Origin of the sequence: Brachybacterium sp. SW0106-09 (genome assembly GCF_001293905.1) — a bacterium.
GTDB classification, from domain to species: Bacteria; Actinomycetota; Actinomycetes; order Actinomycetales; family Dermabacteraceae; genus Brachybacterium; species Brachybacterium conglomeratum.
Genome location: NZ_BCAK01000005.1, coordinates 16,694 through 30,158, shown reverse-complemented (window position 1 = coordinate 30,158; position 13,465 = coordinate 16,694). Strand labels below are relative to the sequence as shown.

Annotated in this window: 11 protein-coding genes; 8 read left to right on the top strand and 3 right to left on the bottom strand. The window is 72.8% G+C overall.

The window, feature by feature from the left end; all coding sequences use genetic code 11:
- Positions 1-65 precede the first annotated feature (65 nt).
- Positions 66-575, top strand: a complete 510-nt coding sequence (locus tag Y09_RS03625; RefSeq protein WP_053916284.1) for a lamin tail domain-containing protein — start codon at positions 66-68, stop codon at positions 573-575.
- Between the two features lie 228 nt (positions 576-803).
- On the opposite strand, the gene Y09_RS03620 is transcribed toward Y09_RS03625, so the two are convergent.
- Positions 804-1,478, bottom strand: a complete 675-nt coding sequence (locus Y09_RS03620; protein WP_053916283.1) for a GNAT family N-acetyltransferase — start codon at positions 1,476-1,478, stop codon at positions 804-806.
- Between the two features lie 123 nt (positions 1,479-1,601).
- Between Y09_RS03620 and Y09_RS03615 the strand changes: the two genes are divergently transcribed.
- Positions 1,602-2,231 (top strand): pyroglutamyl-peptidase I, encoded by a 630-nt coding sequence (locus tag Y09_RS03615; protein WP_053916282.1) that lies wholly within the window; start codon positions 1,602-1,604, stop codon positions 2,229-2,231.
- 743 nt (positions 2,232-2,974) lie between these two features.
- Here the strand turns inward: Y09_RS03615 and Y09_RS03610 are convergent.
- A complete protein-coding gene (locus Y09_RS03610) occupies positions 2,975-4,213 on the bottom strand; it encodes a rhomboid family intramembrane serine protease (protein WP_234695615.1) in 1,239 nt (412 codons plus the stop codon).
- Positions 4,214-4,381: 168 nt separating this feature from the next.
- Between Y09_RS03610 and Y09_RS03605 the strand changes: the two genes are divergently transcribed.
- A complete protein-coding gene (locus tag Y09_RS03605) occupies positions 4,382-5,260 on the top strand; it encodes a VIT family protein (RefSeq protein ID WP_053916281.1) in 879 nt (292 codons plus the stop codon).
- Positions 5,261-5,378: 118 nt separating this feature from the next.
- Here the strand turns inward: Y09_RS03605 and Y09_RS03600 are convergent, their stop codons facing one another.
- Entirely contained in the window at positions 5,379-5,915 is a 537-nt protein-coding gene (locus tag Y09_RS03600) for a peptidylprolyl isomerase (protein WP_053916280.1), read from the bottom strand.
- Positions 5,916-6,151: 236 nt separating this feature from the next.
- On the opposite strand from Y09_RS03600, the gene Y09_RS03595 reads away from it, so the two are divergent.
- The 5 genes from Y09_RS03595 to Y09_RS03575 all read left to right on the top strand — a co-directional run bounded on the left by Y09_RS03595 (position 6,152) and on the right by Y09_RS03575 (position 13,461).
- Positions 6,152-6,925 carry a hypothetical protein gene (locus Y09_RS03595; RefSeq protein ID WP_053916279.1) on the top strand — a complete coding sequence of 258 codons (774 nt, stop codon included), beginning with the start codon at positions 6,152-6,154 and terminating at the stop codon, positions 6,923-6,925.
- A gap of 31 nt (positions 6,926-6,956) precedes the next feature.
- Positions 6,957-7,811, top strand: a complete 855-nt coding sequence (locus Y09_RS03590; RefSeq protein WP_053916278.1) for a GNAT family N-acetyltransferase — start codon at positions 6,957-6,959, stop codon at positions 7,809-7,811.
- 48 nt (positions 7,812-7,859) lie between these two features.
- Entirely contained in the window at positions 7,860-8,780 is a 921-nt protein-coding gene (gene gluQRS / locus Y09_RS03585) for a tRNA glutamyl-Q(34) synthetase GluQRS (protein ID WP_053916277.1), read from the top strand.
- 121 nt (positions 8,781-8,901) lie between these two features.
- Entirely contained in the window at positions 8,902-12,111 is a 3,210-nt protein-coding gene (locus Y09_RS03580) for a YhgE/Pip domain-containing protein (RefSeq protein ID WP_053916276.1), read from the top strand.
- Between the two features lie 822 nt (positions 12,112-12,933).
- A complete protein-coding gene (locus Y09_RS03575) occupies positions 12,934-13,461 on the top strand; it encodes an endonuclease domain-containing protein (protein WP_234695614.1) in 528 nt (175 codons plus the stop codon).
- Positions 13,462-13,465: the final 4 nt, after the last annotated feature.

Genomic DNA, 13,465 nt, shown 5'->3' with positions numbered 1-13,465 from the left:
TCCTGAGGAGAGCCGACGAGAGTCGGCCGTCACCCGCGGATCCCCTGCTCCTCAGAGGTCACCCCATGCACCTGCCCCTGCTCTCGCGCGCCCGATTCCTGGCGCTGCTGCTCGCCGCGCTCGTGGTCGCGGTCCCGCTCGCGGTCGCCCCGCCCGCCGATGCCGCGGTGAAGAAGCCGCTGGACATCGTGAAGGTGTACTACGACCCGCCCGGCCGGGACCACTCGAAGAACTCCGAGTACGTGAAGGAGTACATCCAGGTCAAGAACACCGGGAAGACCACGCTGACCCTCACCGGCTACGTGATCCGCGACAACGGCCCCCAGAAGTACACCTTCCCCAAGGGCTTCAAGATCGCCCCCGGCAAGACCGTCACGATCCGCTCCGGCACCGGGAAGAACACCTCCACCACCCTGTACTGGGGCAAGGCGAGCTTTATCTGGAACAACACCGGCGACACCGCGCGCCTGTACAGCTCCAAGGGCGCTCTGCTCGAGTCGTGCAAGTTCGCCGGCGGCGTCAAGAAGGCGACGAAGACGAGGGTCCGCACCGACGCGACGACCGCCTACTGCTGATCCGGCGCGGGGCCGACGGCTGCCCGTCGGCCGCGCAGGCGTTCCCGCGGGAACGTCGTCGGCGCCCGATCTGTCAGATCCCGCGTCGGCTCCCCGTCGGACGCCCGACGGAGCGTTCCCGCGGGAACGTCATCACCCTCCGACCCGTCAGAATCCTGTGGCTGAGCCGCCCGACGCGTTCCCGCGGGAACGTCACATCGGGCGGTTCTGTCATCTCCCGCCGCCCGGTCAGGCGCCGAGCATCTCCCGCAGCGCGGGGGTGACCCCCTCGACCTCCACCGGCACGTCGGGCCGACGCAGCAGCTCGGGCGTGACGAGGAAGCGCTGCTGCTCCTCGCTGGAGCCGGGGATCGTGGAGATCTCGGTGCCGTTGTCGATGTAGCCGCAGGCGCGGGAGACCCCGTAGGAGGGGGCGTTGCCGACCACGGCGGCGGACTCGGCCCGCAATGCGCCGAGGTGGTCGAAGGCGAGCACGAGCATCGCCTGGCGCATGAGCCTGCCGTACCCGTTCCCGTGGGCGTCGAGGGTCAGCCAGGAGCCGGAGGTGACGGTGCGCCGCTCGGCGAAGCGGTGGGCGGAGACGTCCTGCGCACCGATCAGCCGGCCTCCCGCCCACACGCCGAAGGCGAGTGTCCAGCGCTCGGGAGAGATCCCGCTGCGCAGCGTCCACTGGAAGCGCAGCGCCTCGCGCACGCGCGTCTCCGGCTCGGCGCGGTACCAGGGGAACACCTGCGGGGAGGCCGGGTCCTCGAAGATCGGCCGGCGGATCAGCGCGGCGTACTCGGGCAGGTCCTCACCGGCCAGCGGCCGCAGGGTCAGGTCCCCGGCGCGGACGACGAGCCCGAGGGAGGGGTAGAGCGCGGACAGCGCGGGGAACGGCTCAGCACGGGTCTGCTCGGACATCGCCCCAGATTAGTCGCGGGCGACGGGGGCGATGTCGCGACGGACGCAGCGCTGGTCGACGCCAGCGAGAGCATCGTCGTGGCGCGCAGCCCGTCGGCGGGCGGCCCGCCGTACCCTGTACCGATGGCCATCGACGTTCTGCTCTCCGGTTTCGCGCCCTTCGACGGTGCGGCGACCAACGAGTCCTGGGAGGCCGTCCGGGAGGCGGTCCCGGCCCTCGTCGCGCGCGGCGTGGACGCGGAGGCGGTCGAGCTGCCCGTCGAGTTCGGCACCGCCTCGGAGCGCCTGGCGGAGGCTGTGCGGGGTCTGCGTCCGCGGCTCGTGGTGGCCGTCGGCCTCGCCGCCGGACGCACCGCGATCACCCCGGAACGGGTCGCGATCAACATCCGCGACGCCCGGATCCCCGACAATGCGGGCGCGAGCCCGGTCGACGAGCCGGTGGTGCCGGGCGCGCCCGTCGGCCGCTTCTCGACCCTGCCGGTCAAGGCGATGGTCGCCTCGCTCGCGGCCGACGGAGTGCCTGCGGCGGTGTCGCAGACCGCCGGGACCTATGTGTGCAATGACGTCTTCTACGCGCTGCAGCACCTGCTGGCGACCGACCCTGCGCTCGAGGGGATCCGGGGCGGGTTCGTCCACGTCCCCTCGGCCGACGTCGTCGACTCCCCCGCCACCGCACGGGCGCTGGTGCGGATGGTCGAGGTGGCGCTCTCCACGGAGGCCGACGTGCGCCTCGCCGGCGGCGCCGAGCACTGAGCGGCGGGCGCCGAAAGGCGGGGGCTGAGCGGGAGGCTCCCGGCAGCTGGCGCCTCCCTGCCCCGCCACCGCCGTGCCGCGATGCCGCGATGCCGCGAACGGGGGTGCACAGCGCCGCGGCCGTCCACCGACGGGGCCGGTGACTCGGTGGAAACGAGGCTCCGCACGGGTGTGCGCATCCTCGCCGTCCACCTCCACAAGAAGTTATCCACAGCGTTCTCCACAGAGGTGGAGAAATGACATCCCTGTAGTTCCGCACGTACGAGCGTCGTCCCGGGCGTGTCGCGGCATTGCGCCGGCGCGACGACCAGTCCTCGCAGCGCCCCTCCGCAGCCCGCGGCGACCTTCGCGCTCCATAGAATCACTGCAGGTCATGAGGCTTCCGTCGGGCGCCCGAATCGGACATTGCGCGCGCGTCTCAGCTCTGGATCATCTCCGCGCAGTGGTCGAGAACGTCTGCGCACCCCGCATCCACGGTGTATGGACCTGCGCTGTCCCCACTGTCCGTCCACAGCACATCGGCAGTTGTCCACAGCCAGAACGCGTCATCCCCAATGCAGCAGCGGGTTATCCACATCGCGATCCACAGCTGGGGAAAACCACACCGGTGTAGTTCCGTCCGTGTCGTGACAGGGCTCTCGCGCACGGTTCGGAGGACGCGGAACGGGGCGGCCCCGAGGGACCGCCCCGCCGTGCGGGAGGAGTGCGCCGTCGACCCTCGAACGGGCCGCGCGCAGCCTCGGTCAGACGCCGGGGAGGAGCACCGTCTTGACCGCCACGAGCACCGCGCACAGCACCACGGCGGCGACCACCAGCGCGCCGTGCGTGATCGCGGAGCGGCGGGCGAGCGCCTGCCGGTCCTGCCCGGCCACCGCCTTGGGGCGCAGCGCGTACATCCCCGCGGTGAGCGCCGCGCCGAGCAGGAGTCCGCCGAGGTGGCCCTGCCAGGAGATGTTGGGGACGGTGAAGGTGATCACCAGGTTCAGGGCGATCAGCACCCCGATCTGCGCGACCTGCCCGCCCATGCGCCGGTTGACGATGAACGCCGCGGCGAACAGGCCGAACACGCCGCCGCTCGCGCCGACGGTGCCGGTCAGCCAGGAGTACCCCATCGGGTCGGCCAGGACGTACACCGCCGTGTGCCCGCCGAGTATCGAGACGAAGTAGACGGCGGCGAAGCGCGCGGGGCCGAGGGACCGCTCGAGGAACTGACCCATCGCCCACAGCGCGTACATGTTCAGCGCCAGGTGCATGATCCCGCCGTGCAGGAAGCCCGCGGTGAGGAAGGTCCACGGCATCGCGAGCGCTCGGAAGGGGGCGAATATGCCCAGCTGCTCGACGATCTGCGGAGCGAGCATCTGCCCGAGATACGCGAGCACGCACAGCGCGATCAGCGTGTAGGTGACGACCGGGGCGCCGGAGCGCATGCGCCCGCCCATCGCGGTGCGGGGACGGGTCGAGGCCTGCGCCCGTGCCAGCTCCCGCTCGCAGTCCACGCACAGCACGCCCACATCCGTGGGGCGCTGGCAGCCGGGGCAGGCCGGACGATCGCAGCGCTTGCAGCGCACGTAGCTGACGCGATCCGGGTGGCGCGGGCACACCGGCTGCTCCTGCGGCCCGCCGCCCACGGGGCCCTGCGGCGGTGGGGCGTCGGCGGCGCTGTAGCCGTAGCTGGGTCTGTCCATGGGTCTCATTCCACCACGGGCGGCTGGAGGGAGCCGGGGCACTCCGGCGGGGCGCAGCGCGGTGCGGTGGAAGACGCCGTTGCTGCCCGGGGTGATCGCGTCGTGGCGCGCCTCGTCCATGAGGTAGAGCCGGCCGCGATAGCCGAGCACGAGCTCGTCGAAGCCGGGCAGCAGCAGCTCCTTCATCGCCTCCTTCTCGAGCGCCGCGCGCTCCTCGCGCAGGCCGGGCCGCCAGAACAGCCGCTCCCCGAGGCCCTGGGCGACGAGGCGATGGCCTGCGAGGTCGCGCGGGATCATGGGACGAGGGTAGGGCGGGGGCGCTGCGAGGAGGAGGGGCGAGGCGGGAGACCCTGTCGGGGGAGCCGATGCGGACCGGTTCGGAGAGGCTATCCTCACTGCATTCTTGCAGGTCAGGCGAGGCTCACCTTGCTTGATTGGACTTAGTCCAAAGACTAGGCTCGGGGCATGAGCCTCCTCGACATGCCCCCTCGCCGCCCGCCCGTCGCCGGTTCCCCCGACACCCCCGCCGCGTCGCACGGCGGCGCGCCGTCCGCCGAGCGCCCAGCGCCCTCCGTCGGGCGGGCCACCGGGCCCGCCGATGCGTATGCCCCGTCGGCCGACCGGGACCCGCGCACCTCCGTCTCACGTGACCACGCCGAGGACCGCACCACGCGCTCGGACCGCATCAACCAGCTGCGCGCCGGGGTGCTCGGCGCGAACGACGGCATCGTCTCGGTCGCGGGCCTCGCTGTCGGCGTCGCCGGCGCCACCACCGACATCCGCTGGCTGCTGATCGCGGGACTCGCCTCGCTGGTCGCAGGCGCGCTGTCCATGGCGATGGGCGAGTACGTCTCCGTCTCCACCCAGCGCGACACCGACCGCGCCCTCATCGCCCGCACCCGCGCCGACCTCGCCGCCGACCCTGCCGGCGAGCACCGGCACCTGCTCGCGGCGCTCACCGAGTCAGGGATCCCGGGCGACGTGGTGGGTGAGGTCGCCGACTCGATGGAGCGCCACGACGCGCTCACCGCCCACACCCGCTTCCGCCACGGCGTGGAGCAGGGCACCGTCGTCTCGCCGCTGTCGGCGGCGCTCGCCTCGCTGCTCTCCTTCACCCTCGGCGGGATCATCCCGCTGCTCGCGATCCTCGCCAGCCCGCCCGTGCTGCGCCTGCCCGCGACGCTCGTCGCCGTCGTGGTCGCGCTCGCGCTGCTGGGCGTGGTCAGCGCCCGCCTCGGCCAGGCCGACGCCCGCACCGCCACCGTGCGCACGATCATCGGCGGGGTGCTCGCGCTCCTGGTCACCTACGGGATCGGCGCGGCGCTCGGGGTCGCGATCGGCTGACCGCGCGGTGCGCTCTGCGACGCTCACCCTCTCCTGAGACGCACGACGCCGCCGGATCGCCGCACATGCGGCGACGCAGGCGGCGTCGGGGTCCGGTGGGCGCGGGGCGCCCGCCAGATCACTTCTCGATCGAGACCTTCTCGATGACGACGTCCTCGAGGGGACGGTCGCGCATGTCGGTCTTGACCGCTGCGATCTCGTCGACGATCTTCTTGGACTCCTCGTCCGCGACCTCGCCGAACACGGTGTGCTTGCCCTGCAGGTGCGGGGTGGGGCCGACGGTGATGAAGAACTGCGAGCCGTTGGTGCCGGAGGGGCGACCGGTCAGCGCGTTGCGGCGAGTGCCGGCGTTGGCCATGGCGAGGACATAGGGCTCGTTGAAGTTCTTCTCGGAGATCTCGTCGTCGAAGGTGTAGCCGGGGCCGCCGGTGCCGGTGCCCAGCGGGTCACCGCCCTGGATCATGAAGCCGGAGATGATGCGGTGGAAGACGACGCCGTCGTAGAACGGACGGGTGACCTTCTCGCCGGTCTCCGGATCGGAGAACTCCTTGGAGCCCTCGGCGAGGCCCACGAAGTTCTCGACCGTCTTGGGGGCGTGGTTCGGGAACAGCTCGATGCGGATGTCCCCGTGGTTGGTGTGCAGAGTTGCGAACATGGCGCAATCCTCCCACAGACCGTGCGTGCGGGCCGTGCGCACGGACGCTGCGCGGACCGGACCAATCCTCCACATCGCCGCGGCCTGGCACATCCTCCGCGACTCCGCATCCGCTGTGAACGCCGCGGGGTGGTCGCGTTAAGGTTGTGCCACACGGGTCGTGGCAGTCGTCGGCTGCCCCGGCCCAGGGACCACCGTCGGCCCGACCCGACGGATTCGACCGAAAGGGGAACCCCATGGCGCTTGGAACCAAGGCCGAGGCGAAGAAGGCCAAGAAGAAGGCCTCGAAGGCCCTCGAGGCCGCTGGCGCGTCCAGCCAGAACGCCCAGAAGGCCGTCGAGGAGCTGCAGAAGCTCGCAGCCCAGGTGGGTCCGGTGGTGTCCGAGGGCGCCCGCGAGGCCCGCTCGAAGGCGACCGACCTGTACGGCCAGTACGTCCCCGAGGCGCAGCAGAAGCTGCGCGAGCAGGGCGACAAGCTCTCGCAGAACCTCGGTCCGCGTGCGGACAAGCTCCGTCACGACCTCGAGGACGACTACCTCCCCCGCGCCCGCAAGACCGCCGAGACCACCGGCACGGTGCTCAAGGCTGCCGTCGACGCGGCGCGCAAGGAGCTCGACAAGGGCCAGGGCGACATCCGCTCCGCGATCGTGGAGCCCACCCCGCAGAAGAAGAAGGGCCGCGCCGGCAAGGTGCTGCTCATCCTGGGCCTGGCCGCCGCCGGTGCCGCCGCGGGCTACATCGCCTGGCAGAAGACCCGCCCGGTCGAGGACCCGTGGGCACCGCCCGCGGACTTCGCCCGCGCGCACTACCCCGCCTCGGCGGGCACCGAGTCCGACTCCTCGACCGTTTCCGACACCGTCGGCTCGGCCGACGCCGGCGACGTCGCCTCCGCCCTGAAGGGCGACTCCCACGGCGGGAACACCACCCCCAAGGAGGTCAAGGTGGACTCGGATCCCGAGGCCACCACGGCCGACGAGGAGAAGCGCGGCAACCACCGCGGCGACGCCTGATCCCAGGCCCTCCGCAGCGCGAACGACTCGCGTGACGCACGTGCCCGACGGCGCGGCGGTCCCGTCCCCGGACGAGGAGCGCCGCGCCGTCGGCGCGTCCGGGGGCGCCGACGAGCACAGTGGTGCGTGCGGAGTCGGCGGACCGAGCGGTCGCGACGTCGGCAGGATCCTGACGGAGCGTCTGCGGCTCGCGCCGGTCACGGAGGCCGACGAAGCGGAGCTCTACGTCCTCCACTCGGATCCGCGCGCCTTCGTCGAGGACTCCACGGACCCGCTCACCGACCCGGCGCAGATGCGCTGGGTGCTCGCGCAGTGGCGGCAGGGCTGGGAGCGCCACGGGGCAGGCCACCTGACCGTACGGGCACGGGAGGGCGCCGACCTTCCGGTCGGTCTGCTGGGTGTGGTGGGTCTCGCCCGGCTCGCGCGCGACGTGGACCGGGCGACGGACGCACGCCGGACCCACGGCCCCGCTCCGGGCGCCGACGACGACTCCGGCGCCACGACCACCGCCGCTGCCAGGACCATGCTGAGCGCGTACTGGCGGCTCTCGCCCGAGGTGACCGGTCGCGGCGTCGCGACCGAGGCGATGCGCGCGGTGCTCGAGGCGCTGCCCGCAGGGGCACGGCGCGGCCCCCACGCGGCAGGCAGCGACACGGGCACGCACGACGGCAGAGCCCTGGACGACGCCACAGCCCTGGACGACAGCACAGCCCAGGATGACCGCACGGTCCCGTTCGAGATCGTCGCGATCACGGACCGCGGGAACACGGCCTCGCTCGCCCTCGCCTCCCGACTCGGCTTCCAGCCGGCTCCGCCGGACCGCTCTGTGCCCGGCGGGCGCGCCGACGACGTGCTCCTGCTGCTGGACCCGTCGGCCACCAGCTGATCACGCCGGCACCCGCACCCTCCGGCCCTCCTCCCTAGACTGACGCGCATGCCTGCTGCCACGCCCGGCCCCGGGGCGGGCCGCTACGCCCCCTCCCCCAGCGGCGACCTGCACCTGGGGAACCTCCGCACCGCGATCCTGGCCTGGGTGCTCGCGCGCCGCACCGGCCGCGCCTTCCACCTGCGGGTCGAGGACCTCGATCGAGTGCAGGAGGGCGCCGCGCAGCGCCAGCTGGAGGACCTTGCGGCGCTGGGCCTGGACTGGGACGGCGAGGTCGTCCGCCAGTCGGAGCGCGGCGCGGACCACGAGGCCGCGATCGGCTCCCTGACGGCGCAGGGCCTCGTCTACGAGTGCTACTGCACCCGGCGGGAGATCCTCGAGGCGCCGAGCGCCCCGCACGCCCCGCCCGGCGCCTATCCCGGCACCTGCCGCGACCTCTCCTCCCCCGAGCGCGAGGCCGGTCGCGAGCGGATGCGGGAGCTGCGACGCGAACCCGCGCTGCGGCTGCGCGCCGAGGTGACGGAGTGGAGCGTGCAGGACCTCTGGGAGGGCGAGGTCCGCGGCGCGGTCGACGACCTCGTGCTGCGCCGCGGCGACGGCGTGGTCGCCTACAACCTCGCCGTCGTGGTCGACGACGCCGCGGCCGGGGTCGACCAGGTAGTCCGCGGCGACGACCTGCTCAGCTCCGCCCCGCGCCAGGCCCATCTCGCGCACCTGCTGGGCCTGCCCGAGCCGACCTACGCGCACGTCCCGCTCGCCCTGAACACCGCGGGCGCGCGCCTGGCCAAGCGCGACGGCGCGGTGACGCTGCGGGACCGGCTCGCCGCCGGGGAGAGCGCGGCCGACGTCGTCGAGCGGATCGGGGACTCGCTGGGAGTGCCGGACTGCCGCTCCGCGGCCGATCTGCTGGAGGCCTGGGACCCGGCAGGGATGTCCCGTCGGCCGTGGGTGGTGGATCTGCCGGCCTGAGCCGCCCGGGCCGGGCCCCGTCGGCCGATCGGAGCCGGGGGGAGCGGCCGGGTTCCTCCCGCCACACTTCATCACAGACGGGGTCACAAAACTCAATACACGGATGTATCGTCACCCTGTGATGCGATACCTCCGTGCTCTCCTCACCGCGCTCTCCTCCGCGCTGCGCGCCGTCCTGTCCGCTCTCGGCACCGCCGGTGCCGCCCTCGGGCGGGGCGCGTCCGCCGCGGGACGGGGCGCGGTCGCCCTGCTGCCCCGGGAGTGGAAGAAGCCGATCGCGGCTCTGTTCGTGACCGGACTGGCCCTCGTGCCGCTGGTCTACTCCGGCAACATGACCTGGTCGTTCATCGACCCGAGCAACAACCTGAACCACATCACCGCAGCCGTGGTGAACGAGGACACCGGCGCGGACGCGGAGAGTCCGGACGGGGAGGTCTCCCACATCGACGTGGGCGAGGAGTTCACGGAAACCCTGCTGGAGAAGGACCAGGAGAACCTCTACCACTTCGTGGAGGCCTCCCCCGCCGAGGCGCAGCGCGGCCTGGCCGACGGCACCTTCGGCGCCACCATCACGATCCCCGCCGACTTCTCCGAGAACATCGCCTCGCTCGGCGGCGACGCGATGGAAGCGGCCCCCGCGATGATCACCGTGAGCACGAACGACTCGGTGAACTACGTCGGCGGCAACTTCTCCAAGTCCGTCGGCACCGCGCTCACCGACGCGCTGCGCGCCTCGGTGCTCGAGGAGTACCTCGACAAGATCTACGTCGGCTTCACGACGATCCATGACGGGATCGTCGACGCGGCCGACGGCGCCGCCGAGCTCTCTGACGGAGCGAGCGATCTCCACGACGGCACCGGCGACCTGGTCGACGGCACGGCTGAACTCACCGACGGCACCGGCCAGCTCGCGGACGGGTCCGCCGAGCTCGCCGCGGGCGCGGTCGACCTGCACTCCGGCAGCCTCGACCTCGTGGTCGGGCTGGATCAGCTCACCTCCGGCGCGGTCACGCTGCGCAACGGCGTCGCGACCCTCGACGCCGGTGCGCAGCAGCTCTCCGGCGGGCTGGCGACCCTCGACGAGAAGGGGCGGCCGCTGCGCAGCGGCGCGGACGAGCTCGCCGGCGGCGCCGAGCAGCTCGCGACCGGGGCGAGCGATCTCGCCGGCGGGGCGGGACAGGTCGCCGACGGCACCCAGCAGCTGGACGAGACCGTCACCGACGCCGCCGAGCGCGCCCGCGAGCTGGGCGTGACCGAAGAGAGCGTCCAGGCCACGAGCGAGGACCTGGTCACCGCGATCGACGACCTCGAGCGCACGATCGACGGGATGCCGGAGCTGCTGGACGCCCCGGGCGAGGCCGCCGCCACCATCGCGGCCACCACCGAGAGTCTCGACGAGAAGGCCGGCGAGCTCGCCGAGACCGCCCGGAACCTCGATGAGTCCACGGGCGATCGCGCCCAGGACGCCCGCACCCTGCGCGAGGGCGCCGAGTCGATCGCCGGTGAGGTCGAGACGCTCGACCAGGCCGTGCAGGACGCGGCCGAGGCCACCTCCACCTCGGCGCAGTCCGCCGAGACCTCCGAGGGCTCCGCCGGGGAGCTCGCCGACGGCGTCGACGAGCTCGCAGGACTCTGCGCCGAGGCCGGCGGAGGCTCCGGCGAGGCGTCCGACGGGGGCGGCGAGGGGTCCGAGCAGCCTTCCGCGGCCGAGTCAGCCGTCTGCCAGAAGGCGGAGGAGCTCGCCGGCACCACGCAGAAGGTCCGCGAGGACGCCGAGACCTCCACCGCCGACGCGGCCGAGGCCGACCGCCTGGCCCGGACCGCCGCGGAGACCTCCACCGACGTCGCCGACACCGCCGAGGGCATGAGCGACGCCGCCTCCGGTATCGAGGAGTACATCGAGACCCTCTCCACCACCACCACGGCACTCGCCGAGGGCGCCGCCGCTCTCGAGGGCACCACCTCGACCCTCGCCGAGGACACCTCGACCCTCAGCAGCGACCTCGGCACGGCGCGGGACGACCTCGCCTCCGCCGTCCCGTCGGCCGAGCCCGGCCAGAGCGCCTCCGACCTCGCCGCGGAACTCGCCGACCAGGCCCGCACCGCCGCCCTCGCGCTGCCCGAGGCGTACCGCACCCTGGACCAGGGCGTGCAGGACATCCACCGTCTGAACTCCGGCGCCCGCGAGGTCGCCTCCGGCGCGGACCAGCTCGCCGCCGCGACGGGCACCGCCCGCGACGGCGCCCAGGACCTCGCCTCCGGCGTCACCCAGTACACCGACGGCGTCGGCTCGGCCCGCGACGGCGCGGATCAGCTCGCCGACGGCACCGGAACCCTCAGGGACGGCGCCGGCACGCTCGCCGACAAGACGGGCGAGGCCCGCGACGGGGCGCAGCAGCTCGCCGACGGCACCGGCACCCTCGCGGACGGCTCGGCCGAGCTCGCCGACGGCGCCCGCCAGGTGGACGACGGCGCGACGCAGCTCGCCGACGGCGCGACCGACCTCGACGACGGCGCCGAGAAGCTCGACGACGGCTCGACCGAGCTCGCCGACAGCCTCTCCGACGCGAAGGACGACGTCCCCTCGTACACCGACGAGGAGAGCAGCGAGCTCGCCGGGACCGCCTCGGACCCGGTGCAGATGAGCTTCGAGCGCCAGAACGATCTGGGCCGCTTCGGCGAGGGCCTCGCTCCGCTGTTCCTCGCGATCAGCCTGTGGGTCGGCGGCATGGCGATCTTCCTGATGATGCCGCCGTTCTCCTCCGAAGCGATGGCGCGCGGGACGGGGCCGGTGCGACTGCTGGCAGGCGGGCTCATCCCCGCCTTCCTGCTGGGTCTCGTCCAGACGCTGATCGCCGTCGGGGCTCTGCACTGGCTGATCGGCCTCACCATCGACGACCTGCCGCTGATGTTCGGGCTCGCGGGGCTGACCTCGCTGGTGTTCGTCGCGCTGAACCACGGCTTCGGCGCCCTGTTCGGGCCGGTCGGGAAGTTCGTCGCCCTGGTGCTGATCGCGCTGCAGATCTCCGGGGCGGGCGGCACCTACCCGGTCCCGACCCTGCCGGGCTTCTTCCAGATGCTCCACCCGTACCTGCCGATGACCCATGCGGTCGACGCCTTCCGCGGAGCGATCGGCGGGGGCTGGATCGACCCGGCCGGGGACCTCGCCTGGCTGTCGGGCTGGCTGGTGGTCGGCGTCGTCCTGGGGCTGCTCGGCGCGGTCGTCCAGCGGCGCCGCACGCTGCGCACGCTCGGCACGGACGAGGGCGGACCGGACGGCGTGGACGAGGAGGAGCCCGAGACCTCCACGGGCTCCGCCGCCCGCGCCTGAGGCGCCGGCGCTTCGCCTTGACAGCCGCGCCGGGTCGGTCCCGACAGGCCAGGCACTGCACCCAAGCGCCCGGCGGCCCGGTGCCCCGGTGCCCCGGTGCCCCGCGAGGCCCGAGGCCCGGTGCCCGGGGCCCCGGTGCCCCGGTGCCCCGGTGCCCCGGCGGGAGCGTGGTCAGGTCATGGCGCAGGGCGTACCACTATGCCTATATAGGCGTAGTGGTACGCCCTGCGCCAATACCCGTCACCTCAGCACCTGCCCTCACTGGTCCTCTTGCCCCCCGGTCGCCCCCATCCGCCCGGTCACCCACGGCGCCGCACTATCGGTCGACAACCTCCGTCGAGGCTCGGCGACGTCGGTCCGAGCCCTGAGTCCCCTTCGGCCCGGCCGCCCCTGCCGGTTCCCTGCTCCTCGGTCTGTCCGGCTCCGCCCCTGCCGGTTCACCGCACCTCCCCTCCACAGCCCTCCCTCGTCCACATCGCCGCCCTCGCGCCGCAACAGCGGTCATGTCGTGGCTGTACTGATGCGATGCAGATTCCAGGGATCATCCATCGCTCAGACCTGCGCACTGTCGGCATCGACGAGGCGGCGCGCCGACGATTCCTCCGGCGCGGTCTCATGCAGAGGGTGGACTGCTGGTACGTCCGGAGCACGGCGCCGGCGAATCTTGTCGCACTTCTGGAGCAGGGAGTGCGGCCGACCTGCGTCAACGCTGCGCGGCACCACGGCCTGTGGATCCCTCTCCACGCCGGCGAGCACGTCTACCGTCCTCGCGTCCTTCCGGAGTCCGGCCGGCCGACGTCGCTCGTCCTGCACGGCAGTGAGATGCGGAGCTGGCCGGATCGCGATCCGGTCGCCGAGCTCGAGCTGACGCTCGAGCACGCCGGCAGGTGCCTCCCCGTTCGGGACGCGGCGATCCTGTTCGAATCGGCGCTGAACAAGGGGCTGCTGACCTGGCATGTGGCGCAGCGGATCGTCTCCGGTCTCCCCTCCTCCCGACGGAGGCAGCTCGCCCGTGTCTCCCCGCTCGCCGAGTCCGGTACCGAGACGGCCGTGCGCTGGTGGCTCGAGTCGCTGCACGTGCCGGTCACGCCTCAGGTCGTCGTCCCGGGCGTGGGACGAGTGGACCTGAAGCTCGGCCAGAACTGGATCATCGAGTGCGACAGCGTCCAGTTCCACGACAACCCCCGCCAGTACCACCTGGACCGGGCACGGGATCTGCAGCAGCAGGCCCGCCGCTACACCGTGACGAGGCTGACCTGGGAACAGGTCTTCCTCGACTGGGAGCGGACCTCCGAGCTGCTGCTCACGATCCTCCGCCGACGGGAGCACCGCCGCCCTCTCGCCTCCTGAACGT

Bases quoted from the DNA above. Each gene is read 5' to 3' on its own strand.
- Y09_RS03625 (WP_053916284.1), top strand. From the start codon at position 66: ATGCACCTGCCCCTGCTCTCGCGCGCCCGATTCCTGGCGCTGCTGCTC.
- Y09_RS03620 (WP_053916283.1), bottom strand. From the start codon at position 1,478: ATGTCCGAGCAGACCCGTGCTGAGCCGTTCCCCGCGCTGTCCGCGCTC.
- Y09_RS03615 (WP_053916282.1), top strand. From the start codon at position 1,602: ATGGCCATCGACGTTCTGCTCTCCGGTTTCGCGCCCTTCGACGGTGCG.
- Y09_RS03610 (WP_234695615.1), bottom strand. From the start codon at position 4,213: ATGATCCCGCGCGACCTCGCAGGCCATCGCCTCGTCGCCCAGGGCCTC.
- Y09_RS03605 (WP_053916281.1), top strand. From the start codon at position 4,382: ATGAGCCTCCTCGACATGCCCCCTCGCCGCCCGCCCGTCGCCGGTTCC.
- Y09_RS03600 (WP_053916280.1), bottom strand. From the start codon at position 5,915: ATGTTCGCAACTCTGCACACCAACCACGGGGACATCCGCATCGAGCTG.
- Y09_RS03595 (WP_053916279.1), top strand. From the start codon at position 6,152: ATGGCGCTTGGAACCAAGGCCGAGGCGAAGAAGGCCAAGAAGAAGGCC.
- gluQRS (WP_053916277.1), top strand. From the start codon at position 7,860: ATGCCTGCTGCCACGCCCGGCCCCGGGGCGGGCCGCTACGCCCCCTCC.
- Y09_RS03580 (WP_053916276.1), top strand. From the start codon at position 8,902: ATGCGATACCTCCGTGCTCTCCTCACCGCGCTCTCCTCCGCGCTGCGC.
- Y09_RS03575 (WP_234695614.1), top strand. From the start codon at position 12,934: ATGCGGAGCTGGCCGGATCGCGATCCGGTCGCCGAGCTCGAGCTGACG.